This window comes from Methylobacterium sp. 22177, from assembly GCF_052045615.1.
Classification (GTDB): Bacteria; Pseudomonadota; Alphaproteobacteria; order Rhizobiales; family Beijerinckiaceae; genus Methylobacterium; species Methylobacterium radiotolerans.
On sequence record NZ_JBQEPK010000002.1, the window covers coordinates 4,859 to 28,262 of the forward strand.

The 23,404-nt window shown below is 73.9% G+C and carries 20 protein-coding genes and 1 tRNA gene; 14 read left to right on the plus strand and 7 right to left on the minus strand.

The window, feature by feature from the left end; translation table 11 throughout:
• Nucleotides 1-122 precede the first annotated feature (122 nt).
• The 4 genes from ACTJK8_RS02400 to ACTJK8_RS02415 all read left to right on the plus strand — a co-directional run bounded on the left by ACTJK8_RS02400 (nt 123) and on the right by ACTJK8_RS02415 (nt 7,357).
• A tRNA-Met gene (locus ACTJK8_RS02400) sits at nt 123-199 on the plus strand.
• Between the two features lie 403 nt (nt 200-602).
• On the plus strand, nt 603-2,561 hold the full coding sequence (locus ACTJK8_RS02405) for an autotransporter assembly complex protein TamA (RefSeq protein WP_440761473.1): 1,959 nt from the start codon (nt 603-605) through the stop codon (nt 2,559-2,561).
• Nucleotides 2,562-6,917, plus strand: a complete 4,356-nt coding sequence (locus tag ACTJK8_RS02410; RefSeq protein WP_440761474.1) for a translocation/assembly module TamB domain-containing protein — start codon at nt 2,562-2,564, stop codon at nt 6,915-6,917. It begins immediately after the preceding gene.
• A 122-nt stretch (nt 6,918-7,039) separates the two neighbouring features.
• Nucleotides 7,040-7,357: an HPr family phosphocarrier protein gene (locus ACTJK8_RS02415; protein WP_012319355.1), complete on the plus strand. Its 318-nt coding sequence runs from the start codon at nt 7,040-7,042 to the stop codon at nt 7,355-7,357.
• A gap of 3 nt (nt 7,358-7,360) precedes the next feature.
• Here the strand turns inward: ACTJK8_RS02415 and ACTJK8_RS02420 are convergent, their stop codons facing one another.
• The 4 genes from ACTJK8_RS02420 to ACTJK8_RS02435 all read right to left on the minus strand — a co-directional run bounded on the left by ACTJK8_RS02420 (nt 7,361) and on the right by ACTJK8_RS02435 (nt 11,834).
• Nucleotides 7,361-8,080: an endonuclease III domain-containing protein gene (locus ACTJK8_RS02420; protein WP_127991055.1), complete on the minus strand. Its 720-nt coding sequence runs from the start codon at nt 8,078-8,080 to the stop codon at nt 7,361-7,363.
• A gap of 95 nt (nt 8,081-8,175) precedes the next feature.
• On the minus strand, nt 8,176-9,039 hold the full coding sequence (locus ACTJK8_RS02425) for a hypothetical protein (protein WP_089231260.1): 864 nt from the start codon (nt 9,037-9,039) through the stop codon (nt 8,176-8,178).
• Nucleotides 9,040-9,143: 104 nt separating this feature from the next.
• Entirely contained in the window at nt 9,144-10,238 is a 1,095-nt protein-coding gene (locus tag ACTJK8_RS02430; RefSeq protein ID WP_012319352.1) for a CobW family GTP-binding protein, read from the minus strand.
• A 66-nt stretch (nt 10,239-10,304) separates the two neighbouring features.
• A complete protein-coding gene (locus tag ACTJK8_RS02435; RefSeq protein ID WP_440761475.1) occupies nt 10,305-11,834 on the minus strand; it encodes a D-alanyl-D-alanine carboxypeptidase family protein in 1,530 nt (509 codons plus the stop codon).
• A gap of 268 nt (nt 11,835-12,102) precedes the next feature.
• Here ACTJK8_RS02435 and queE point away from each other — a divergent pair, with 268 nt between their 5' ends.
• A complete protein-coding gene (gene queE, locus ACTJK8_RS02440; RefSeq protein WP_012319350.1) occupies nt 12,103-12,735 on the plus strand; it encodes a 7-carboxy-7-deazaguanine synthase in 633 nt (210 codons plus the stop codon).
• Nucleotides 12,736-13,017: 282 nt separating this feature from the next.
• Here the strand turns inward: queE and ACTJK8_RS02445 are convergent, their stop codons facing one another.
• A complete protein-coding gene (locus ACTJK8_RS02445; protein WP_012319349.1) occupies nt 13,018-13,929 on the minus strand; it encodes a DUF6925 family protein in 912 nt (303 codons plus the stop codon).
• A gap of 175 nt (nt 13,930-14,104) precedes the next feature.
• Here ACTJK8_RS02445 and rfbC point away from each other — a divergent pair, with 175 nt between their 5' ends.
• From rfbC to rfbA, 4 genes are all read left to right on the plus strand, one after another.
• Nucleotides 14,105-14,656, plus strand: coding sequence for a dTDP-4-dehydrorhamnose 3,5-epimerase (rfbC, locus tag ACTJK8_RS02450; protein WP_440761476.1), 552 nt, complete (start codon nt 14,105-14,107; stop codon nt 14,654-14,656).
• A gap of 93 nt (nt 14,657-14,749) precedes the next feature.
• Nucleotides 14,750-15,799, plus strand: coding sequence for a dTDP-glucose 4,6-dehydratase (rfbB, locus tag ACTJK8_RS02455; protein WP_012319347.1), 1,050 nt, complete (start codon nt 14,750-14,752; stop codon nt 15,797-15,799).
• Nucleotides 15,799-16,704: a dTDP-4-dehydrorhamnose reductase gene (gene rfbD, locus ACTJK8_RS02460; RefSeq protein WP_182178752.1), complete on the plus strand. Its 906-nt coding sequence runs from the start codon at nt 15,799-15,801 to the stop codon at nt 16,702-16,704. Before rfbB ends, rfbD begins: the two co-directional genes overlap by 1 nt.
• Complete coding sequence (gene rfbA / locus ACTJK8_RS02465; RefSeq protein ID WP_056534087.1) at nt 16,701-17,600, plus strand: glucose-1-phosphate thymidylyltransferase RfbA; 900 nt, start codon at nt 16,701-16,703, stop codon at nt 17,598-17,600. Before rfbD ends, rfbA begins: the two co-directional genes overlap by 4 nt.
• Before the next feature lie 30 nt (nt 17,601-17,630).
• Here rfbA and ACTJK8_RS02470 read toward each other — a convergent pair whose 3' ends face one another.
• Nucleotides 17,631-17,897, minus strand: a complete 267-nt coding sequence (locus tag ACTJK8_RS02470) for a hypothetical protein (RefSeq protein WP_440761477.1) — start codon at nt 17,895-17,897, stop codon at nt 17,631-17,633.
• 169 nt (nt 17,898-18,066) lie between these two features.
• Between ACTJK8_RS02470 and ACTJK8_RS02475 the strand changes: the two genes are divergently transcribed.
• The 4 genes from ACTJK8_RS02475 to ACTJK8_RS02490 are packed head-to-tail and all read left to right on the plus strand — an operon-like array spanning nt 18,067 to nt 22,524.
• Nucleotides 18,067-19,164 carry an OpgC family protein gene (locus tag ACTJK8_RS02475; protein ID WP_024830009.1) on the plus strand — a complete coding sequence of 366 codons (1,098 nt, stop codon included), beginning with the start codon at nt 18,067-18,069 and terminating at the stop codon, nt 19,162-19,164.
• On the plus strand, nt 19,161-19,991 hold the full coding sequence (locus ACTJK8_RS02480; protein ID WP_012319342.1) for an SGNH/GDSL hydrolase family protein: 831 nt from the start codon (nt 19,161-19,163) through the stop codon (nt 19,989-19,991). The genes ACTJK8_RS02475 and ACTJK8_RS02480 overlap by 4 nt, the downstream gene beginning before the upstream one ends.
• Before the next feature lie 56 nt (nt 19,992-20,047).
• The gene (locus tag ACTJK8_RS02485) at nt 20,048-21,388 is read left to right on the plus strand and encodes a lipopolysaccharide biosynthesis protein (RefSeq protein ID WP_012319341.1); all 1,341 of its coding nucleotides are present in this window, start codon (nt 20,048-20,050) and stop codon (nt 21,386-21,388) included.
• Nucleotides 21,385-22,524 (plus strand): GNAT family N-acetyltransferase, encoded by a 1,140-nt coding sequence (locus ACTJK8_RS02490; protein WP_059409207.1) that lies wholly within the window; start codon nt 21,385-21,387, stop codon nt 22,522-22,524. The genes ACTJK8_RS02485 and ACTJK8_RS02490 overlap by 4 nt, the downstream gene beginning before the upstream one ends.
• Before the next feature lie 156 nt (nt 22,525-22,680).
• Here the strand turns inward: ACTJK8_RS02490 and ACTJK8_RS02495 are convergent, their stop codons facing one another.
• The gene (locus ACTJK8_RS02495) at nt 22,681-22,965 is read right to left on the minus strand and encodes a hypothetical protein (protein WP_029360272.1); all 285 of its coding nucleotides are present in this window, start codon (nt 22,963-22,965) and stop codon (nt 22,681-22,683) included.
• A 171-nt stretch (nt 22,966-23,136) separates the two neighbouring features.
• On the opposite strand from ACTJK8_RS02495, the gene ACTJK8_RS02500 reads away from it, so the two are divergent.
• Complete coding sequence (locus tag ACTJK8_RS02500) at nt 23,137-23,391, plus strand: hypothetical protein (protein ID WP_012319338.1); 255 nt, start codon at nt 23,137-23,139, stop codon at nt 23,389-23,391.
• Nucleotides 23,392-23,404 lie beyond the last annotated feature (13 nt).

Sequence of the window (23,404 nt, forward strand, 5' to 3'; positions counted from 1 at the left end):
TCGCCGCCAGACCCGCACAACGCAGTCCACCAACATTCCCTCACCACGATCACCGATCCGGCTCCCGGACACCGCGCCCGCTTGTCAGAGCCGGCGCACCCGGACCAGCCGCACAGACTTGGCGCGGGGTGGAGCAGCCCGGTAGCTCGTCAGGCTCATAACCTGAAGGTCACAGGTTCAAATCCTGTCCCCGCAACCAAATCCCGACACACAGAACCCGCCGCGCCCGCAAGCGCGGCGGGTTCTGCGTTTGTCGCACCCCGTCGAACCGACGCGGTCCCTGTGCCGACGCGTCCCGCGACGGTCGCCGCCGCTCCGGCAGGGGAGGGGGATCGAGCGCCGGCCGATGAGCGCCGGTGCCCGCGCCGAGTCGCCACCGAAATCGCTCGATCCCGGCTCCGGGGCAGGGTGTCCGCGCCGCGACCTCGGCGGTGTTGGCCTCGCAGGCACCTGGCCTTAAGATGCGGTGGGGTACGCCGTGATACGGCGTGAGGGGGGAGCGGCAATGATCTCACAGGCGGGCGGCACGGCCGACCTCGATCGGAGCTGAAGAGCGCGGTTTGCGCGTCTCCGCTCCCTTTCCTCGTCCGGCCCGCCCGGCGATGCGTCGCGCATCGCCGCCGAGGCTGGCCGCCCTGGCCCTGGCCCTGCTGGTCGCCGCGGGGGCTCAACCCGCGCGCGCGTTCGACCTGTTCGGCCTGTTCGGCAGCGAACCGGAACCGCCGCCGCCGAGCGCGACCGCGCTCCCGTACACGCTGCGGATCACCGGCACGGACGATTCCGACGTGCTGCGGGCCCTGCAGGACACCTCCACCCTCTATCGCCTGAGGCAGGAACCCCCGCCCGACGGCGAGGGGCTGCTGCGCCGGGTCGAGACCGATCTCGCCAAGCTCGCCGACGTCCTGTCGGGCTACGGCTACTATCAAGGAGCGGTGACGATCCGGGTCGACGGCGCGCCGGTGCCGGGCCAGGCGACGGCCGCGGTCGGTGCCGCGGAGGCGTGGCGCAACCGCGGCCTCGTCCCGGTCCGGATCGCGGTCGATCTCGGGCCCCTCTACCATCTGCGCCGGATCACCGTGCGCGATCCGGCGGGCAACCCGTTCCCGGAAGCCGAGCTGCCCGCGCGGGTCACCCGCGTCGACGAGGATGTTCCCGCGCGCTCCGCCACGGTGCTGGCGCGGGAAGCGCAGATCGTCGACCACTTCCGCGCCCAGGGCCGTCCCTTCGCCAAGGTGGTCGCGCGCGATCCCGTGGTGGACGATTCCGCCCACGCGATGGACGTGACCTTCACGGTGGCGCCGGGCCCGGTGGCCGGACTAGGCCCCGTCGCCGTCAGCGGTGCGCCGGGGATCGACCCGGCGACCATCCGATCCTTCATCTACGCCGAGCCGGGCGACCCGTACTCACCCCAGGCGGTGGCCGCGATCCGCCGGTCCGTGGCGCGGATCGAGGGGATCGGCGGCGTCCGGGTTCGCGAGGGGACGACCCTCGACGCCGACGGGAACCTGCCGCTGTTCGTCGAGGTCACCGAGCGCGAGCGCAACCTCGTGGGCGTCTCGGCGCGCTACTCCACGGTCGACGGGCCGGGCGTGCGGGCCTACTACGCCAACCGCAACCTGTTCGGCGGCGGTGAATCCTTCCGCGTGGACGCCGACCTCTACTACCTGGGTCTCGGGAACGACCCGTTCGCCAACCAGCGCAAGGCCGCGGGCATCGGTACGAACGGCCTCGGCGGACGTCTCTCGGCGACCTACGTCCAGCCGGCCCTGTGGGGGACGCGCAACGACTTCCTGGCGAACGCCTTCATCACCCGCGAGGTGCAGCAGAGCTACCTCGTGGATGGCGGGGGTGTCTCGGGGGCGATCCGTCACCGGTTCTCGGACACGTTCTCGGCGCAGATCGGGCTCGATGCCCAGGTTGGCCGGTCGAAGGACGCCCTCGGCACGGTCGATTACCGGCTGATCGGCGTGCCGGCCTCGGTCACCTACGATTCCACCGACAGCCTCCTCGACCCGACGCGGGGCGTCCGGGCCATCGCGTCGCTGGCGGTCTATCCCGGCGCGATCTCCTCGCCCGGCATCGTCGTGGCCAAGGCGCAGGGATCGACATACTACGCCCTCGACGACGAGGCCCGCATGATCCTGGCCGGCCGCATCGGCTTCGGTTCGGTCTCGGGCGCGCCGCTGGGGGAGATCCCCGACAATTTCAGGTTCTTCGCGGGCGGCGGCGGCTCGGTGCGGGGCTACCCGTACCGCACCCTCGGACCGATCGGCCCCTTCAACCTGCCGATCGGCGGCCGCAGCCTGCTGGAGGCCTCGCTCGAGGCGCGCATCAAGGTCACCGACACGATCGGCGTGGTGCCGTTCTTCGACGCGGGCACCGCCTTCGCCTCGGCGACGCCGGATTTCGACGAGAAGATCCGCAAATCCGTGGGCATCGGCCTGCGCTACTACACCGGCATCGGCCCGATCCGCGCGGACGTCGCCTTCCCGCTCGACCCCTACAAGGGCGGACACGTGCGTCCCGCCGTCCTGTATCTCAGCCTGGGGCAGGCTTTCTGAATGGCGTTCCGAACCGGACCGACGCAGCGCGCCGCGCATCCGACCGCCCGTCACGGCCGGCGGGACCTGGTGCTCGTCCTGGTCGGCCTCGCCCTGCTGCTGCCCTGCACCCTCGCGGCGACGCGCGCCGACGAGGGCGACAAGTCCGTGCTGGGCGGCCTCCTGTCCCGCGCCCTGTCGACGCCCTCCTCGCGGGTGGCGATCGGTGCCGTCGACGGCGCCCTGTCCTCCGACGCCACCATCCGGGACGTGGCGATCAGCGACCGCGACGGCGTCTGGCTGAAACTCGACCGGGCCCGCATCGTCTGGCGGCGGCTCGCCCTCCTGTCGGGCCGGCTGGAGGTCGACAGCCTCGAGATCGGGCATCTCGACGTCCTGCGCCGGCCGGTCCCCGGCCCGCCGCCGCCCGAGGCCAAGCCCGACGGGCGGCTCCTCCCGGACCTCCCGGTCAAGGTCGAGATCAAGGGGTTCAAGCTGGCCGAGCTGACGCTGGGCGAGGCGGTGGCCGGGCAGCCGGCGCGGCTCTCGGCCGAGGGCCGGGCGAAGCTCGGCGCCGCCAGCGAGGGGCTCGACCTCCAGGCCCGGGCGCAGCGCCTCGACGCGCCGGGCCGCTTCCTGCTGTCGCTGCTGTTCGTGCCGAACGGCGAGCGGCTGGAGTTGAAGGCGAACCTCGTCGAGCCGGCCGGCGGCCTGCTCTCGAAGGCCGCCAACCTGCCCGGCACCCCGCCGATCGACTTCGAGCTCGACGGAACGGGCACGCTGGACGCCTGGGGCGCCAAGCTGGACTTCACGGCGGGACCCGACATCGGCGCCAAGGGCGGGGCGAAGATCTCCCGGATCGGGGCCGAGCGGCGGCTCGCCCTCGACCTCGCGGCGCGGATCGAGGGGCTGATGCCCGGTCCGGCGGCAGCGATCTTCGCCGGCACCACCAAGCTCGACGGCGGCCTGTCCTTCGCGGACAGCGGCGCCTTCCGGATCGACCGGCTGGAGCTGACCTCCCGCACGGCGCGCCTGGCGGCCGGCGGCAGCCTCACCCGCGACCGGGTCGCTGACCTGACCCTGCAGGCGCGTGCCCTGCCGACGGAGGGCGACGTCACCCGGGCCGGAGAGGCCGAGATCGGCAAGCTCGTCTTCGACGGCAGCCTCAAGGGGCCTCTGGCGGCGCCCACCGTCCGGGGCCACCTCGACGCGGCCGCCCTGCGCAGCCGCGATTCCAGCCTGGACCGGATCGAGGCGAGCCTCGGCATCGACCCGCAGGGCGAGCCGTCGGCGCAGCGCTTCGCCGTCACGGCGGACGGCCGGATCGACGGGCTGACGCTCGCCGACCCGGCGCTGCGCCGGGCGATCGGCAGCCGGGCCACCGTGACGCTCCGGGCCTCGGCCGGCGCCGACGGCGTTCTCGATATCGCGGCGCTCAAGCTCGATTCCGACACGGCGCGGGCCGCCTATGCCGGCCGGGTCGGCCAGAACACCCTGACCGGCACCGTGGACGCGGCGCTGCCGGACCTGTCCGTCTTCTCGGGCCTCGCGGGCCAGGGCCTCGCGGGCAGCCTCGACGCCAAGGCGCGGCTCAGCGGCGATCCGGCGCGCAAGGCCGTCGCCGCCGACCTCGCCGTGACGACGAGCGGCCTCGTCACCGGGATCCGGGCGGCCGACCGCACCCTCGGCCGCGCGCCGAGCCTTCAGGGACGCGTGTCCCAGACCTTCGACGGGTACGGCTTCGACCATCTGCGCCTGGAAGGCTCCGGCGTCACCGCCACCCTGCAGGGCGAGGCGACGACGACCCGTGCCGACGTCGCCGGACGGGTCGACCTCAAGAGCCTCGCGGATCTCGACGGGCGCCTCACCGGCAAGGCCGGCGTCGACGCGCGCCTGACCGGATCCCTGGAGCATCCGGACGTGACCGCGACCCTGACGGCGCCCGCCGCCACCGCGGCCGGCAAGCCGATCCGGGATCTGCGCGTCGAGGCCGTCCTGCGGGACGCGCTCCTCGCGCCGGACGGCACGGTCCGGCTCGGCGGCGACGTCGGCGGCAAGGCGCTGACCGGCGGCGCGCACCTCGCGCGCGTCGGCCCGGACTGGGTCCTCGACCGGCTCGGCCTCGATCTCGGCTCGGTCTCCGTCGCCGGCCAGGCGACGGTCGCGGCCGACACGTGGCTGTCGGCGGGCGCGCTCACCGTGCGGGCCGGCGACCTGACGGACATCGCGCCCCTCGTCCCGGAACCGGTCTCGGGCCGCCTCGACGCCGCGCTGACTCTCGCCCGCGACGGCGGGCGCCAGGACGTGACCGTCCGCGCCACCGGGGCCGGTCTCCGCTACGGCGACACGGCCCTCGCGCGGCTCGACGCCGACCTCTCGGGACGGGACCTGCGCGCCCACCCCGTCCTCGACGGGCGCGTCGAGGCCGACCGGCTCGTGGCCGCCGGCCAGCAGGTCGACACGATCCGGCTCCTCGCGAACGGCACGCCCGCCTTCAGCGACGTGAGCCTCACCGCCCGGGCGCGCGGCTTCACCCTCGACGGTGCCGCGCGGGTCGTCCCGGCCGCGGACACGCGGATCGAGATCCAGCGCCTTTCGGCGGCCCGCGGCAACGACCGCTTCGCCCTCACCGGGCCGGCGGCGATCACCCTCCGGGACGGCGGCGCGGTGATCGACGGCCTGTCGATCGCGGCGGGCTCCGGCCGCGTCACGGTCGCGGGCCGCGCCGGGCGGGATCTCGACCTCAGAGTGGCGATCCGGTCCCTGCCCCTGTCGCTCGCCCGGATCGCCGCGCCGGATCTGGCCCTCTCGGGGACCCTGGACGGCGAGGCGGACCTCCGCGGCCCCGCGACGCGACCGGAGGGGCGCTACGCGGTCAGCGTCGCCAAGCTGGTCGCTCCGCAGACGCGGCAGGCCGGGCTGCCGGCGATCGACGCGGCCGCGAAGGGCACGCTGTCCGACGGACAGGCGAGCCTGGACGGCCGGGTGACGGCGGGGCGCGGCGTCGCCCTGACGGTCTCCGGGTCGCTGCCCGTGGAGGCCGGGGGGCCGCTCGACCTGCGCGCGCGCGGGACGCTCGACGCCGCCCTCGCCAATTCCCTCCTGAGCGTCGGCGGCCAGAGCGTCACCGGCAAGATCGCCATCGACGGCGGCGTCACCGGCACGCTCGCGGCACCGCGGGCCCAGGGCTCGGCGGTGCTGAGCGGCGGGAGCTTCACCGATCCGCTGAACGGGCTCCGCTTCACCGGGATCGAGGGTCGCGTCACCGGCCGCGGCGACAGCGTCGTGGTCGAGCGGCTGACCGCGACCGCCCGCAACGGCGGTCAGGTCTCCGTCACCGGCCGCGTCTCCCTCGCGCCCGACTTCCCGGGCAATTTCCACGTCGTCGCCGACAAGGCCGAGCTCGTGTCGAGTCCGCTGATGACGGCCGTGTCGAGCCTCGACATCACGCTGGCGGGGCCGCTGGCGCGGACGCCGCGGATCGGCGGCCGGGTGAACGTCGTGTCGATCGACGTCGCGGTTCCGGACCGGCTGCCGGCCACCATCCGGCCGCTGCCGGGCGTCCGCCACGTCAACACGCCGCCGGCCCTGAAGGCGCGCCTGGCGCAGCGGGCGGAGCGGAAGGCCGCTGCCCGGTCCGGGCGACGGGGCGGGAAGCCGGCCGTCCCGTTCGACGCCACCCTCGACGTGACGATCGACGCGCCGAGCCGCATCTTCGTGCGCGGGCGCGGCATCGACGCGGAACTCGGCGGGGCGCTGCGCGTCACCGGCACCTCCGCGTCGCCCGTCGCCAACGGCGCCTTCTCGCTGCGCCGCGGACAGTTCGAGCTCGTCGGCCAGCGCCTGGATTTCAGCCGCGGCCGGCTGACCTTCGCCGGCAGCCTGACCACGCCGGAACTCGATTTCGTCGCGGAGACCAAGGCCACCGACGTGACCGCCCGCATCGCCGTCTCGGGCTTCGCGGACGCCCCGCAATTCTCCCTGACTTCGGACCCGGTCCTGCCGCAGGACGAGATCCTGTCGCGGATCCTGTTCAAGAAGGCGTCGGCCGGCCTGTCGCCGTTCCAGGCGCTGCAGCTCGCCCAGGCGGTCGCCCAGCTCTCCGGGGGCGCCGCCGGTCCGGACATGTTCGAGCAGGCGCGCAAGAGCCTCGGCCTCGACAGCCTCGACGTCTCCACCGGCGCGAGCGGCGGGCCGGCGATCGGCGCCTCGCGCTACATCTCGGATCGGGTCAGCGTCGGCGTGAAGGCCGGGGCGAAGCCCGCCGACACCGCCGTCGGCGTCGACTTCGACGTCACCCGCCGGATCAAGCTGAAGGGCGAGGCCGGGAGCGACGGCCGCACCAGCCTCGGCGTCGGCGCCGAGTACGAGTGGTAGCCGGCGAGGGCACACGGCCGCCCGCGCCCCGGGCACTGCGGGATCGACATGCCCGGTCAATGGTTTAGGTTCAGCGCAGGCGGCCGCCAGGGCCGCCGTTCGGGCGGGAAACACCACGGGCGATGGACGAGCTTTTCGAGACCGATGACGATCCGCCGGTTCCGGAGGGCGGCCTTCTCCGCAAGCTCCCGATCATCAACCGGCGCGGCCTCCACGCCCGCGCCTCCGCGAAGTTCGTGCAGACCGTCGAGCGCTACGACGCCGCCGTGACGGTCACCCGGGCCGGCGAGACGGTCGGCGGGCGCTCGATCATGGGCCTGCTGACGCTCGGGGCCGCCATGGGCACGCACGTCGCCGTTACCGCCGTCGGCCCGGACGCGGAGAGCTGCCTCGACGCCATCGAGGCCCTGCTGGCCAACCGCTTCGGCGAGGACGAGTAGCGTCTAGGCCGTCGCCTTGCTCGGCCACGCGCACAGGTCCGAGACGGGGCATCGGGGGCAGGCGGGATTCCGCGCCGTGCAGATGTCGCGCCCGTGCCGGAACAGCCAGACATGGGCGTTGTCCTTGAACGCGTCGGGCACGATCCGGGCGAGACCGTCGGCCACCGCGTCGGCCGTCGGGCCCGGGGCGAGCGGGATCCGGTTCGAGATCCGGAAGATGTGGGTATCGACCGCGATCACCGGCTCGTGGAAGGCGAAGTTCGCCGTGACCTCGGCGCTCTTGCGGCCGATCCCCGGCAGGCGACGCATCTCCGCGGCGCTGCACGGGACGGCGCCGCCGTGTTCCGCGAGCAGGACCGCCGACAGCTTGACGATGTTGCGCGCCTTGGATGGCCCGAGACCGACCGGCCGGACGATCTCCGTGATCCGGGCCTCCCCCAGCGCCGCCATGCCGGCGGGATCGCGGGCCTCGGAGAACAGCGCCTCCGCGATCCGCGAGACGGTCGGGCCGGTGGACTGGGCCGAGAGCAGCACGGTCACGAGCAGGCGGAACGGGTCGGTGCGGTCGAATCCGGCCTTCGGATCCGGGTCCCTCTCGGCGAGGCGCGCGAGGATCGTGGCCACCCGGTCGGCCTCGCCTGCCTCGCGCGGCCTCCGTGCCGTCCGTGCGGCCGCCTTCCGGCGCGGAGCGGGTCGAACGCCGTGGGGCAGGTCGCGGGTCATGGAGGCCAGCTAGGGCCGCCCGCCCCCGTCGACAGGCGTTCCGGACGCGGCGGATTGACCGCTCGTCGACCGCTCGTCGACCGCTCGTTGACCGCTCAGGCCCGAACGCGGCGCCAGGGCACAGCGTTGGCGCCGGCGCAGAGGTGGAGCGTTCCGGCGACGACCGCGCCGGCCCGGCGGCGGAACTCGACCCGCAGCGCGCCGCGGCGGGCGAACAGCCGGGTGACCACCCGGACCAGCGACGCCTCGGCCGGGTCGGCGATGATCGGCCGCGCGGCGGTGCGGGCGTCGAGGGCGAGGAAGGTCTCGACCGCGTCGCGGACCGCTCCCGGCTCGGTGACGGCGAGCATCTCGGTCTCCGTCGGCTCCCAGCCGTCGGGGCGCACGCCGATCAGGTTCCCGGCCGGGATCGGCCGCGCGCGCGCCGGGCGGCCGGCCGCCAGGACGGGGCGCCGCGGCTGCGGATCCCGGGCGGGCGCGGGATCGCCGACCAGTCGGACCGGGCGGCGCAGCGCCCCGAGCCGCTCCCGCAGCGCCCGGTCGACGGCCTCCGCGGCGGCGCGCTCCACGAGGGCGGCCGCGTCGGGCTCCGCGGGCTGCCAGGGCCGGGCGCGGCTGCCCCAGACCGGATGCGGCATCGCCAGCGGGACGACGCCGCGCAGGGTCTCGTGGCCGTCGCGCGCGTCCCGGCTCCAGGCGAGGGCGACCGCGACGGGACGACCGGACGGGCGGTGCTGGGCGAGCGGGAGGAGGTGGTCCGGGTCGCGCAGCGGGTCGGTGACCGCGTTCCGCACCAGCAGGGCCCGCCACGCGGCGACGGAGGCCCCGTCGACCGCGCCGGGTCGCCGCAGATCGACCCGCCAGGTCCCGGCCTCGGGGCCGGCATCGGGCTCCGGCGCGGCCGCGAGGTCCGGCCGCTCGGACAGCCCGCCCTGTATCACGGTGAAGCGTCGCACCATCCGCCTGTCCTGCCTCTCGACGATCCGTCCCGATCCGGGACGACCCGGCGCCTCCGGGGCGCCCTTCGCGTCGAGGGCTTCAAGGACGGTGCCGACCGCCGGCGTCAGGGGCCGGGGATCGCCAGGGGGTTGTCGGTGAGGGCGGCGGCGTCCGGCGCGTCGACCCGGGGGCGGCCGAGGAAGGCGTCCCAGAGCTGGCGCACGAAGGCGGGATCGAGATCGCGCAGGATCAGGACGAGCCGCGACGTGTGGTCGGGATCCGGCCATGCCGGCAGGGTGACCGGCGCGTGGAACACGTGCTGGACGCCGTGGACGACGAGGGGACGCCCGGGATCGTCGGCGAGGGCGACCAGGCCCTTGAGCCGGAGCAGCTTCGGCCCGTGGCCGGAGCGCAGGAGATCCATGAACATCTCGAAGGCGGGGCGCGGGATGGGCGCCGCGCTGGTCAGGCAGATCGCCCGGATCGACGCGTCGTGGCGGTTCACGTCGGCGTGGTGATGGTCCGCCTGCGCCAGCGCCGCGTCGCCGAGCCACGCGCGCACGTCGGCGGTCTTGCCGTCGAGGCCGAACAGGCCGCCGAGGAGCGTCTCCGCGGGGGCATCCGGGGCGACGATCGGGGCGGCCGGATTGAGCGCCGTCAGGCGCGCGCGGATCCCCGACAGGTCACCCGCGAGGTCGGCCTTGGTCAGCACGATCCGGTCGGCGACCGCGGCCTGCCGCAGGGCCTCCGGATGGGCGTCGAGGGTCGCGGCGCCGTTAGCCGCGTCCACCACCGTCACCACGGCCTGGAGGCGGTACCGCAGCACGAGGTAGGGGTGGTAGATCAGCGCGTGCAGGATCGGCGCCGGATCGGCGAGGCCCGTCGTCTCGATGACGACCCGCCGGAACGGCCGGATCCGGCCGTTGTCGCGCTTGCGCAGCAGATCCTCGAGGGTCGCGATCAGGTCGCCGCGCACCGTGCAGCACAGGCAGCCGGCGCCGAGCAGGATCATGTCCTCGTCGACGGTCTCGATCAGCAGGTGGTCCAGGCCGATCTCGCCGAACTCGTTGACGATCACCACCGTGTCGGCGAGGGCGGGATCGCGCAGCAGCCGGTTCAGCAGGGTGGTCTTCCCGGCTCCGAGGAAGCCGGTGAGCACGGTCAGCGGGATCGGCTCCGGGCGGCGCGGGTCCGGAGTGGGGGCGGAAGACTCTGACATAGGCGGCGAAGTGGGGTGTGCCGGCGTCCGCGGCAACGCGGCGGGCGGCCGGACACCCGCGCGGGCCTACTCGTCGGCCGCCGCCTTCTTGGCGGCCGACTTCCTGGCCGGAGCCTTCGCGGCCGCCTTGTCGGACTTCGTCTCGGGCTTCGTCTCGGCCTTGGCGGGCGCCGGCTTGTGGGCGGCCGCCTTCGGCGCCGGCTTGGTCAGGCCCTTCCCGGGCTTCGCCTCCGGCATCCCGGGCGTGACGTCCGACGTGTAGGCGCTGGCGTTCCGGGGCACGCCGTGGGCCGGCTTCGCGGCGACCTTCGGGGCGGTCTTGGCGGCGGCCTTCGCGGCCTCGGCCCGCTCCAGGCGCGCCGCGCGCGCCTGCTTGGCCGCCTCCAGGGCCGCCGCGCGCTTGGCCTTGGCGGCCTCGAGCTTGGCGGCGCGGGTGTTGGCGGCGGCGGCCTTCTGCTCGGCCTCCTGCGCCTCGAGGATCTGCTGGCCCTCGGCCGGGTTGCGGCCGACCCACACGGCGATCGGCTGGAGCGGCGCCCGCGGCGGCAGGGACCGCGCCCGCAGGGCCGGGTTGGAGAACGCGGCGAGCGCCAGGGCCGGCGAGTTCGCCGCCGAGCCGCCGATCAGCTGCGCGGCCGAGCCGGGGGCGCTCAGCGCGCCGGGACCGTCCTCGATGGCCGGGGGCTTCTTGCCGCCGCACACGAAGGGACGCATGTCCGGGGGCGCCGGGATCGCGGAGGCCGGGAGCGCGTCGAGGGTGGGGCTCGACCAGCCGGCGCTCTGGCCGAAGGCGTAGTCGAACAGGTCGGCGGTCTTCACGTCGCGCTCGCGCGGGCTCGGCTGCCCCATCACGATGGTGACGATCCGCCGGCCGTTGCGCGTGGCGGTCGCCACGACGTTGAAGCCGCCCGAGCAGATGAAGCCCGTCTTCATCCCGTCCGTGCCGGGATAGCGCCCGAGCAGGCCGTTGTGGTTCGCCATGACGGCGCGGCCGAACTGGATCGCCGAGATCGAGAACAGGTCGTGGGAATCCGGGAAGTCGCGGATCAGCGCCCGGGCGAGGACCGCCATGTCGCGGGCCGAGGTCCACTGGCGCGGGTCGGGCAGGCCGTTGGGATTGTACCAGCGGCTGTCGTGCATGCCGATCCGCTGCGCGGTCTCGTTCATCAGGGCGGCGAAGTTCTCGACGGATCCCCCGAGCGACTCGCCGATCGCGTAGGCGACGTCGTTCGCCGACTTGACCATGATGATCTTCAGGGCGTTGTCGAGGGTGAGCTGCGTCCCCGGCTTGAAGCCCATCTTCGAGGGCGGCTCGGCGGCGGCGGCGGCCGAGATGGTGATCATCGAATCGAGCGAGACCTTGCCCTGCCGGACGAGGTCCAGGGCGACGTAGGTCGTCATCAGCTTCGTGATCGAGGCCGGGTACCAGGGATCGGTCGGCGCCTGCGCGTAGATGACCTTGCCGGAATCCACGTCGGCCACGAGGATCGGCACGGTCACGGCGTTCGCTGCGCCGATCCCGACCAGGCCCGCCCCGAGCAGACCCGTCAGCGCCGCAAGCCCGACGGTGAGGCGTCGGTAGAGAGAAGAGGACATTCGAGCCCGACTCGTCAGAGGATCGCCTGGATCGACGCCGGGGGGCGTCGGATTTCCGGCCGGCCAGCCGGAGAGCGGCGCAACCCGGTCGGCCTGAAGCGGTCGCCGGACTGCATCTCGGCATGAACGAGCCCACCGTGGCAAGAGCAAGGCGAGATCACATCGCGGGTCTGCACGGCGCGGTTGTCGGTGGCCCGCGGGCGCGGCACGGCTTATGTGCAGGCCGAGCGCGCGGGCCGGATCGCGCGCGGCGGTGACTGGGACGGTTGTGGCTTACGCGGTCAAGGAGATCTTCCACACGCTCCAGGGGGAGGGCGCGCAGGCGGGCCGTGCCGCCGTGTTCTGCCGCTTCGCCGGATGCAACCTCTGGTCCGGGCGCGAGGCCGATCGCGCCGCCGCGGCCTGCCGGTTCTGCGACACCGACTTCGTCGGGATGGACGGGGAGGGCGGCGGGCGGTTCGCGGACGCGGCCTCCCTCGCCGACGCGATCGCCGCCACCTGGGCGGGCGGCGCCGAGAACCGCTACGTCGTCTTCACCGGCGGCGAGCCGCTGCTGCAGCTCGACACGCCGCTGATCGAGGCCGTCCACGCGGCCGGGTTCGAGATCGCGATCGAGACCAACGGCACGCTGCCGGCCCCGCCGGGGATCGACTGGATCTGCGTCAGCCCCAAGGGGAGCAACGCCCTCGCGCAGGTTTCCGGCCACGAGCTGAAGCTCGTCTACCCGCAGGCGGACGCCGATCCGGCGGCCTTCGTGGGTCTCGCCTTCCAGCACCGCTTCCTCCAGCCCATGGACGGCCCGGACCGGGCCGCCAGCACCGAGGCGGCGATCGCCTATTGCCGCCGGGACGCCCGCTGGCGGCTCTCGCTGCAGACCCACAAGATGATCGGCATTCCCTGAGCGGCCCGGATTCGGTCCCGGGATCGGGTTCGGACGACGTGATCGCCGAGCCGGTGCCGCACGAGGCGCCGGTCCCCTCTCCCGTGCGGGAGAGGGACAGGGTGAGGGATCAGGGCCATCCGGACGAGTCGCGGCCTGTCGGCAACCCGAGAGCGCGCCTGATCCTGAAGCTTCTCGTCCCTCACCCCGACCCTCTCCCGCACGGGAGAGGGGGTTACGGCGCGGTTGTCTCGACCGGGATCGCCGTCTCTCCGAACCGTCAGGACGCGATCGGGGACGGCACTACCTGACGACAGCCCTCAGCTGGGCGCGCGCCGCGCGGATCGCCGAGCGCGCGAACCGTCCGTCCGCGCGCGGCGGATCGGGATCCTGGCCGTCCAGCACTGCGCGGCGCAGGGCCACCAACGCGGGATCACCCCATCGGTCGAGGACGCGTCCGAACGCGGCGTGGCGCCCGGCATCGAACGGGACCGGTCGCCCTGTCCCGTCCCGCGCGGGATGGGCCGGATGCAGCGTCCCGCAGGGTATCCAACCCGGCGGGATCGGCGCGGTGGCCGCGTGCGTGCGTGCGAGCCGCAGGAGTTGCGGCAGCGCGTGGCACCGCGGCCCGGGCCCCGCGGCGGCCCGATCGGCCTCCGGCGCGAACACTTCGACGCGACCGATGCGGGTGATGACGATCTGGTCCAGGCCCGAGATGACAGCGGACGGCATCGCCGCGGCGCCGGCGGCGAGGAGCGGTCGGCCCGCCAGCGCCCGCAAGCGGGCGATCCGCGCGGGGTCGGCGGTCCGGATGCAGGCATCCGCGGCGCGCAGACCGAGTCCGAGATCGAACAGGCGCGCGGCGCGGTCCTCCGGCCGGATTGCCGCCCCGTCGGGACCCAGTTCGGTCAGGACGGCGCGCCGGCCCATCGCGCAGGCGGCCTCGGGAAGGCAGAGCGCGACCGCCTGGCTCCAGCCATCGGCGAAGCCGGTCTCGTAGGCGAACGGCCTGAGATCCGGATACGCCCGGATCGCGAGCGCGCCGCGGGCCGTGACGAGGCCGACCGCTTCGTCCCCGAGGGGCCACGCCGGCTCGTCGGGCTCCCGCGCGAAGACGGCGCCGGCGCCGTAGCCGCCGAGGCTCCACGCGCAGGCCGGATCGGCCAGCTGGGCGCGCAGCAGGCCGTCCACAGCGGGTCCGGCTCCGCCCGTCATCGGTCCCTCTCGTGAACGCCACCGCAGCCGGCACGCCTTGACACGGACGGCGAATGACCGGAAGTCGCGGGGCATCACCGAGGTTGTGGTCGGCGAGGCGGGCGCGCGACCCGGAACGACCGACGCGGAGACGTCCGCTGGACCTCCCGACGGGATCCGCAAGAGGGGCGCTGGCATGGACGTCATCGAGACCGAGATCCCCGACGTGAAGCGCATCGTCCTGAAGCGCTTCGGCGACGCGCGGGGCTGGTTCTCGGAGACCTTCCGGGCCGACACCCTGGCGCGGGCCGGGATCGCCACGCCGTTCATCCAGGACAACCAGTCCTTCTCGGCCCCGCAGGGGACGGTCCGCGGCCTCCACTTCCAGATCGCCCCCCGCGCGCAGGCCAAGCTGATCCGCGTGCTGCAGGGCGCGATCCTCGACGTGGCGGTCGATATCCGCAGCGGCTCGCCGACCTACGGGAAGTACGTCGCCGTCACCCTCGACGCCGAGAAGGGCGAGCAGCTCTACATCCCGCACGGCTTCGCGCACGGCTTCTGCACCCTGACCCCCGACGTGATGGTCACCTACAAGGTCGACGACTACTACAGCCCCGAGCACGACCGCGCGCTGTTCTGGAACGATCCGGCGATCGGGATCCCGTGGCCGGTCTCGGGAGAGGCGGCGATCCTGTCCGACAAGGATCGCCGGGCGCCCAAGCTCGCCGATCTCGGCCGCGTCTTCTGAAGAGCGCGGCCCGGCCGCAATTTTGTCACGTCGGCCGGTCTTAGGCTGCCCCGGCTTTCTCAGTTCTCGATCGATCCGAAGAGGTAATCCGCCATGCGCATCCTGGTGACCGGAGGCTGCGGCTTCATCGGCTCGGCGCTGGTGCTGCACCTCGTCAACGATCTCGGCCACGACGTCTGCACCCTCGACGCGATGACCTACGCGGCCAACCCGGTCTCGCTGGCGCCGCTCGCCGACAACCCGCGCCATCGCCTGGTCGAGGCCGACATCTGCGACCGCGCCGCCGTGCAGAAGGCTTACGCGGACTTCAAGCCCGAGGCGGTGATGCACCTGGCCGCCGAGAGCCACGTCGACCGCTCGATCACCGACCCGGGCGCCTTCGTGCGCACCAACGTGATCGGCACGCAGACCATGCTGGACGGCGCCCGCGGCCATTACGAGACCCTGCCGGAGGCCGAGAAGAGGACCTTCCGCTTCCTCCACGTCTCCACCGACGAGGTCTACGGCTCGCTGCCGCCCGACGCGTTCTTCACGGAGGAGAGCCGCTACGATCCGCGCTCGCCCTACTCGGCCTCGAAGGCGGCCTCCGACCACCTCGCCCGCGCCTGGCACGAGACCTACGGGCTGCCGGTCCTGGTGACCAACTGCTCGAACAATTACGGGCCGCGCCACTTCCCCGAGAAGCTGATCCCGCTGATGATCCTCAACGCCCTCGAGGGCAAGAAGCTGCCCGTCTACGGCGACGGCCTGAACGAGCGCGACTGGATCCACGTGGAGGACCACGCCAAGGGCCTCGTCGCCGTGCTGGAGCGCGGGCGGATCGGCGAGACCTACCTGCTCGGCGGCCGCGCGGTGCGCAACAACCTCGCGGTGGTCAAGGCGCTGTGCGCGGCCTTCGACCGGCTGCGCCCGCAGGGCGCCCCGCACGAGCAGCTGATCAGCTTCGTGGCCGACCGCCCGGGCCACGACCGGCGCTACGCGATCGACTGCACCAAGGCCGAGACCGAGCTCGGCTGGCGCCCGCAGAAGACCTTCGAGCAGGCGCTTGAGGAGACCGTGGCGTGGTACCTCGGGAACGAGGGCTGGTGGCGCCCGATCCGCGAGGGCCGCTACAAGGGCGAGCGCCTGGGGCTCAACGGCTGATGGACGTCCTCGTCCTCGGCGGCGCCGGGCAGGTCGGCACCGAGCTGCAGGCCCTGGCTTGGCCGGACGGCGTCACCGTCCACGCGCCCGGCCGCGCGGAGCTCGACATCACCGACGCGGACGCCGTCGCGGCGGCGCTCGCGGCCCGCGCCTACCGGGCGGTGATCAACACCGCCGCCTACACGGCGGTCGACAAGGCCGAGTCCGACGTGGTGGCGGCGTGGCGCCTCAACGCCCTCGCCCCGGCGATCCTGGCGGCCGCCACGGCGGCCCGATCCATCCCGCTGGTGCACGTCTCGACCGACTACGTCTTCGCCGGGACCAAGCACGACGGGGCCTACGCGCCCGACGCTCCGATCGACCCGCAGAGCGTCTACGGCGCCAGCAAGGCCGCCGGCGAGCTGGCGGTGCGCACCGGCAACCCGCGCCACGCCGTCGTCCGGACCGCCTGGGTGGTGAGCCCGCACCGGGGCAACTTCGTCAAGACGATGCTGCGGCTCGCGGCCGAGCGCGACGCCCTGACCGTGGTGAACGACCAGCACGGCTGCCCGACCTCGGCCGCCGACCTCGCCGCCGCCCTCGCGACGATCGCGCAGGCCATGGCGGCGGATCCGGAGACGCCCGCCGGCACGTTCCACTGCGTGAACCGGGGCGACACCACGTGGTGCGGCTTCGCCGAGGCGATCGTGGCGGGCTCGGCCCGGCGCGGCGGCCGCGCCGTGCCGGTCAAGGGCATCCCGACCTCCGCCTACCCGACACCGGCCCGGCGGCCGGCCAATTCGCGCCTGTCCACCGACAGCCTCACGGCCGCCTACGGCATCGCGCCGCGGCCCTGGCAGGCGGCGCTCGACGACATCCTGGACCGGCTCGTCGGGCCGGTCTCAGAGGGAGTTTCCAAGCCATGAAGGGCATCGTCCTGGCCGGCGGATCCGGCACGCGCCTGCACCCGGCCACGCTGTCGATCAACAAGCAGCTCCTGCCGGTCTACGACAAGCCGATGATCTACTACCCGGTCTCGGTGCTCATGCTCGCCGGCATCCGCGAGATCCTGATCATCTCGTCGCCGGAGCACCTCGACAACTACAAGCGCCTGTTCGGCACCGGCGAGCAGTTCGGCCTCAAGTTCTCCTACGCCCTGCAGCCGCGGCCGGAGGGCCTCGCCCAGGCCTTCGTGATCGGGCGCGACTTCGTGGGCGACGACGACGTGGCGCTGATCCTCGGCGACAACCTGTTCTTCGGCGCCGGCATGGGCGAGCTCCTGGAGCGCGCGTCGAGCCGCAAGCAGGGCGCGACCGTCTTCGCCTACCACGTCGACAACCCGCAGGCCTACGGCGTCGTCAACCTCGACAAGTCGGGGCGGCCGACGAAGATCGTCGAGAAGCCGCAGAACCCGGAATCGACCTGGGCGGTGACCGGCCTGTACTTCTACGACAACCAGGTGCTCGACATCGCCGCCGACGTGAAGCCCTCGGCCCGCGGCGAGCTGGAGATCACCAGCGTCAACGAGGCCTACCTGCAGCGCGGCCAGCTGCACGTGGAGCGCATGTCGCGCGGCTACGCGTGGCTCGACACCGGGACCCACGACAGCCTGCTCGAGGCGAGCGAGTTCGTCCGCACCCTGCAGAACCGGCAGGGCCTTCAGGTGGCCTGCCTGGAGGAGATCGCCTACCTGCAGAAGTTCATCACCCGCGACCAGCTCGTGGCCCGCGGCGAGATGTTCGCCAAGACCGCCTACGGGCAGAACCTGCTGCGCCTCTCCCGCGAGAGCGAGGACGATCTGCGCCTGCGCCGGGGCAAGTAGTCCCGCCGGCGGCGCTCGGTCGCCGCCCCTCTAGTGGGGGGCGCAGCCGATGCAGATGCCGCGCATGAGCCGGTCGTTCTTCGCCTCGCGCGGCGTGCGCACGCGCCGGTCGTCCGGTGTCGCCGCGCCGGCCCCGCGGCTCGGCGGCATCACGCGGCCGACCGACGAGGTGTTCGGCGCCGTCGCGGTCGAGGCGGGGCCGCCGCCGGTGCCGGTCTGGGCCTGCGCCGCAGCGGCGGTGGCCGCCAGGAGCGGCAGGACGAGCGCGAGGCCGAGGGTCGTGAGCGGGCGGATCATCGGTCGGGAACTCCGTGCCGGGCCATAACGCGGGTGTGAACCTCCGGTTCGATCGGGCCGCGCGATCCCCACCTTTGTTCGCCTTTGCAGAACCGATGCGGCGCCGTATCAGGGGCCGCGTTCCCGCCGCCGCCATCCTGATGCGTCGAAACCCGGAGCCGCCGCGACGATGCGGGACCCCAACGCGATCGACTTCTGGCGCGGCTTCGCCCTGATCACGATCTTCATCAACCACATCCCGGGCAACACCTTCGAGCGCTACACCTTCTCGCAGTACGGCATCTCGGACGCGGCCGAGCTGTTCGTGTTCCTGGCGGGCTGGTCGATCGGGATCGCCACCCGCGGGCGCGACGGCACCCCGGAGCCGCCGGGCCGGAGCGTGGTGCGGCTCCTCGCCCGCACCGTCGAGGTCTACCGGGCGCAGCTCACCGTGATGCTGCTGGCGCTCGCCATCATCGCGGGCGCGGCGCTGCTGCTCGACAACCCGCTGATCCTCGAGTGGCACAACGCCGGCGGTTTCTTCGCGGACCCGATCCAGTCGGTCTGCGGGATGGCGCTGCTGACCTACCAGCTCGGCTACTTCAACATCCTGCCGCTCTACGTGCTGCTGATCGGCATCGCGCCGGTCTTCGTCCTGGTCGGCCGCTTCAGCCTCCTCGCGGCCCTGGGGCTGTCGGTCAGCCTCTACCTCGCGAGCCTCGTCTTCGGGTGGAACGTGCCGTCCTGGCCGGGCGAGGGCGACTGGTTCTTCGACCCGCTGTGCTGGCAGCTCCTGCTGGTGCTGGGCTTCGTCCTGCAGGGCTGGAACCTGCGCTCCGACGCCCTGCGCCGCTGGTCGCGGCGCCTGTTCCCGGCGGGCGTCGTCATCGTCCTCCTCGGGATCGTGCTCGCGGTGACGGAGATCCGCCCGGATCCGATGCTCGTTCCGGAGCCGCGCCTGCTCTTCACGTTCGAGAAGACCTACCTGACCCCGGCGCGACTGCTTCATTTTCTGGGGGTATTGTTAGCGTTTGCACCGCTTTACGCAGTGCTGGCCCCCCGAATCGGCCGCGTCGTCGGCTATCTGACTCAGATGGGCCGGAATTCACTGGCTGTCTTCTCGATGGGCTCGATCCTGAGCCTGATCGGGCAGCTCGTGCGTTTCCAGACGGGCGGCGGCGCGCTGATCGATATGCTGGTCGCCGGCTCGGGCCTGGTCGGGCTGGGGTTTACGGCATGGTTCGTCGAATGGCGCAGCCGCAGCAGATCGGCGCGACCCCGCGCATGACGCGGACCCGGCTCGCCGCGGCGCTGGCCGCTGTGCTGCTGTCGGGCACCGCCGGCGGAGCGGCCGAGCAGGCGGCCGTCCCGGCGGCGGACGATCCGGCCCTGTCGCAGGAATGCCGGGTCCCCGGCGCGCAGCTCTACACCGTCGCCCAGCTCGGCGCCGTCAAGGCGGCGCTGGCGGAGAACCGTCCCCTCAGGATCCTGGCGATCGGCGGCAGCGCGGCCCCCGGGGCCTCGGCCTCCTACCCGGCCAAGCTCGAGGCCGCCCTGGAACACGCCCTGCCGAGGGTCGACGTGGTGATCGACCACCGCGGCCTGCCGGGCGAGATCGCCTCCGGGGCCGCCGAGCGCCTGCGCACCATGGTGGCCGAGGCCGAGCCCGACCTCGTCGTCTGGCAGGTCGGCACCCACGACGCCATCGCCCGCGTCGACGTCGACGCCTTCGCGAGCGCGCTCACCGAGGCCGTGGGCTGGATGCGGTCCCACGGGATCGACGTGGTGCTGGTCGACCCGATCTACACGGCCAGCATGGCGGCCGACGTCGACTACAACCGGATCGTCGAGGCGGTGCGGAGCGTCGCGACCCAGCAGGGCGTTCCGCTGGTCCGCCGCTACGAGGCGCTGCAGTACCTGTCCCGCCGCAGCGACAAGGGCGAGGGCCACATGCTCGGCCGCCAGTTCCGGCTCAACGACCTCGGCCTGCGCTGCATGGCCGAGCACGTGGCCCTGACGATCGCCACCTCGCTGACGCGGACGGAGGCGCCCAAGGAGCCGAAGGCGGCCCCGGCCCAGCCGCCCTTAACCGAGCCGCAACGCGCCCCGGGCTAGACCGGACGGCCAGAGATCGGCCTCCCGCCGAGTTCAGGACCGGCGCGGAGCGCGTAGTGTCAGCCACGGCCCTCCCTGTCCTCGCGTTCCGGCACCTCCGGGCGCTGCGCGGCGGTCCGCAGCGGGCTGCCCTGACGGTCTTCGCGATCCGCGTCGGCTCGGCCGGTTTCGCCTACGGCGCCCAGGTGCTCGCGGCGCGGCTGATGGGCTGGGACGCCTACGGGATCTTCGCGTCGGTCTGGGTCTGGACCGCGATGCTCGGCCACACCCTGACCCTCGGCCTGTCGCAGGGCGCCTGCCGGTTCGTGCCGGGCGACCAGGCGCAGGGCGACCTCGACCTCGCGCGGGGCTACATCCGGGCCGGCGCCCTGGTGACCGGCGGCGCCGCGCTCGCCGTCGCCTGCCTCGGCGCGGCGCTGCTCGCGCTCGAGCCCGACCTGTTCGCCCCCGCCTACCGGGCACCGATCGTGGTCGCGCTCTGCGTGATGCCGCTGTTCGCGCTCCAGGATTATCTCGAGGGCGTGGCGCGCAGCCAGAACTGGGTCGGGCTCGCCATCGCGCCGCCCTACCTCCTGCGCCAGACCCTGATGATGGCCTGCATGGTCGCGGCGATCCTGCTCGGCGCGCCGCCCCGGGCCGAGGTCGCGATGGCCTGCATGCTGATCGCCGCCGCCGTGGCGACCGCCCTGCAGGCCGGCCTGCTCGCCGCCCGGCTCCGGAGGGACCTGCCGCCCGGGCCGCACCGCTACCGGTGGCGCACGTGGCTCGGCACGGGCCTGCCGATCGCCGCGATCGACCTCGCCAATGCCGGCTTCACCTTCGTCGACGTGGTCGTGCTCGGCGCCCTGGTGAGTCCGGCGGAGGTCGGGGTCTACTTCGCGGCGACGCGCATCCAGCAGTTCGTCGTGTTCGTCCACTACGCGGTCAGCGCGGCGACGCTCCAGCGCTACAGCGCCGCCCAGGCGCGGGCCAACCGCTTCCTCCTCGCCGAACTGGTCCGGCGCCAGGGCCGCCTGACGGCGGCCGCGACGCTCGTGGTCGGCGGCGCGATCCTGGCCGTCAGCCCCCTGCTGCTGGCCATGTTCGGACCGGGGCTCGGCGACAGCGTCCCGATCCTGTGCATCCTGATCGCCGGCAGCGTCGGGGCGAGCCTGTTCGGTCCGGGCGAGGATCTCCTGACCATGCTGGGCGGAGAGCGGCTCTGCGCCGGCATCACGGCGGGGAGCCTCCTCGCCGCCGCCGGCCTGTGCCTCGCCCTGGTCCCGGCCCTCGGGACCCTCGGCGCGGCCGTGGCGGTGGCGGTGGCGAGCGTGGGCCGGGCCGGCCTCCTGGCGCGGGCCGCGGGGCGGATCCACGGGCTGCCGACGCCGGTCTGGGCCGCCGGGACCGTCCGATGATCCCGGCGAGCCCCCCCCGCGCGCCGTCCGGAGGCGCGATCACCCTCGGCGACGCGCCGGAGCCGGAGGCCTGGGACGCGCTGGTCGCGGCGAGCGCCGCGCCGCACCCGCATTTCTCGCGGCACGTCATCGAGGCCCATCGGGCCGCCGGGCTGCTGCCGGCGGCCCTCCGCTACGTCACGGTCCGCGAGGGCGGCCGGCTGGTCGCGCTGCTGCCGTACCGGACGGCCCGGGACCTGTCGGGACTCGGTGGCCGGATCCTGCGGCCCTTCCTCTCGCCCTACGTGACCGCCACGGCGCCCCTGATCGCCGACGGCCCGGACCGGGCCGCCCACGCGCTTGCCCTGGTGGCCGGCCTCGAAGCCGCCGCCGGCGGATCCGCCTGGCGCTGGCCGCTGCTGCCGACCGGGGAGGGCGCCGTACCGGAGATGCTGGCGGCGATGCGCGCGCGCGGCTGGGCCATCGGCACGGTGGCGGGCTTCGACCGCCCGGTCATGGACCGGCGCGCCGATCACGCGGCGTTCCTCGCCGATCACCCCGATCGGGCGCGCTTCAAGGATCTGCGCCGCCGGGCGCGCCGCCTGGCGGAGGCCGGAATCGTCGCCCACGCGTGCGCCACGGCCGGCGCCGACCTCGCCCGCCTCGTGACTTCCTTCCTCGACCTGGAGCGCGCCGGGTGGAAGGGGCGGGCCGGCACCGCCATGGCCTGCCGGCCCGAGAGCGCCGCGCTGGCCCGGGCGCTGTTCACAGCGGCTCCGGGTCCGGTCGGCGTCCGGGCCGACGCGCTGACCCTCGACGGCCGGCCGGTCGCCGTCAGCCTCGCCCTGGTCCACGGCGGCACCGCGACCCTGCTGAAGACCGCCTACGACGAGGACCTGCGCAGCCACGCCCCGGGCCTGCTGCTGGAAGCCGAGATCGTGCGCGCCTGCCACGAGACCGCCTTCGCCGACCGGCTCGACTCGGCGACGTCGGAGGGATCGGCCCTGGAAGGTCTCTACCGCGACCGGGTTCCGGTCGCCGAGATCATCGCCGTCCCGCCCGGTCGGCAGGTGATCGCGCTGGAGCGGCGCCTCCGGCTCGCACGGTTCGAGCGGGACGCGCGGGCGGCCGCGAGGCGGGCCCTGCGGCGGCGCTAGCGCCGTTCCCGACCGCATCGCGACGGTTTGGAAGGACGCGATTCCGGTCGCGGCAGACGCGCCGCGCGCCATCTCTCCCGTGCGGGAGACGGGACCCGCGCCCCGCTCGGCACCGGACCGACCATCGCCCCCGCCGCGATCCGAGCGGAAGCGGCACTAGCGGCCCCGGTACGGACCGTCGCCCTGCACCTGGTCGTAGACGCCTTGGCCAGTCCGGGCACGGTAGGCGCGACCCGCGATCGCGCCTGGGGTCGGCGGCGTGCCGGGCTGGGCGAAGCTCGTCTCCGGCCGGTAGGCCGGCCCCCAGCCGATCTCCTCGTCGCCGGCGGGATCCTTGCCCGGGAAGCCGGTGACGTAGCCCGTGCTCTGCGCGAGGGCGGGTCCGGCGGCGAGCCCGAGCAGGAGCGCCAGGGCGCAGCGGTACGTTGTTCTGGATCGCATCGGCCGTATTCTCCACCTCCGGTCCGCCGAGCGGACCACCTGCGGAGCAAACCCGGGTCCGGACCGGAGGGTTTTCCGGCGTGTACTCATGCCGCGGGAGAGACGGTGAGGGGGCTGCTCGGGATACCGGCAGCCGGCGCGGGGCGCGCGATGATCGCGGAGGCGGGCATCATGGACGATTGGAAGGCGGGGCTCCGGGCGGAGATGCGGGCCATCGACATCGCCACGGGCGACGCGGCCTCGGCGCAGCTGCCGGACCTGCTGCGACGCCTCAGCCGCCATCAGGCCGGTCTCGGCGGCAACCCGATCCTGTCGCTCTACCGGCGCTGGCGCATCCGGCGCCTCGCGCGCGCTGTCGCCGATGCGCGCTGGCACGCGGAACAGGGGCGTCTCGCACGCCGCGGCGGGCTCGATCCGCGACCCTGAGCGGCTCTGCTCA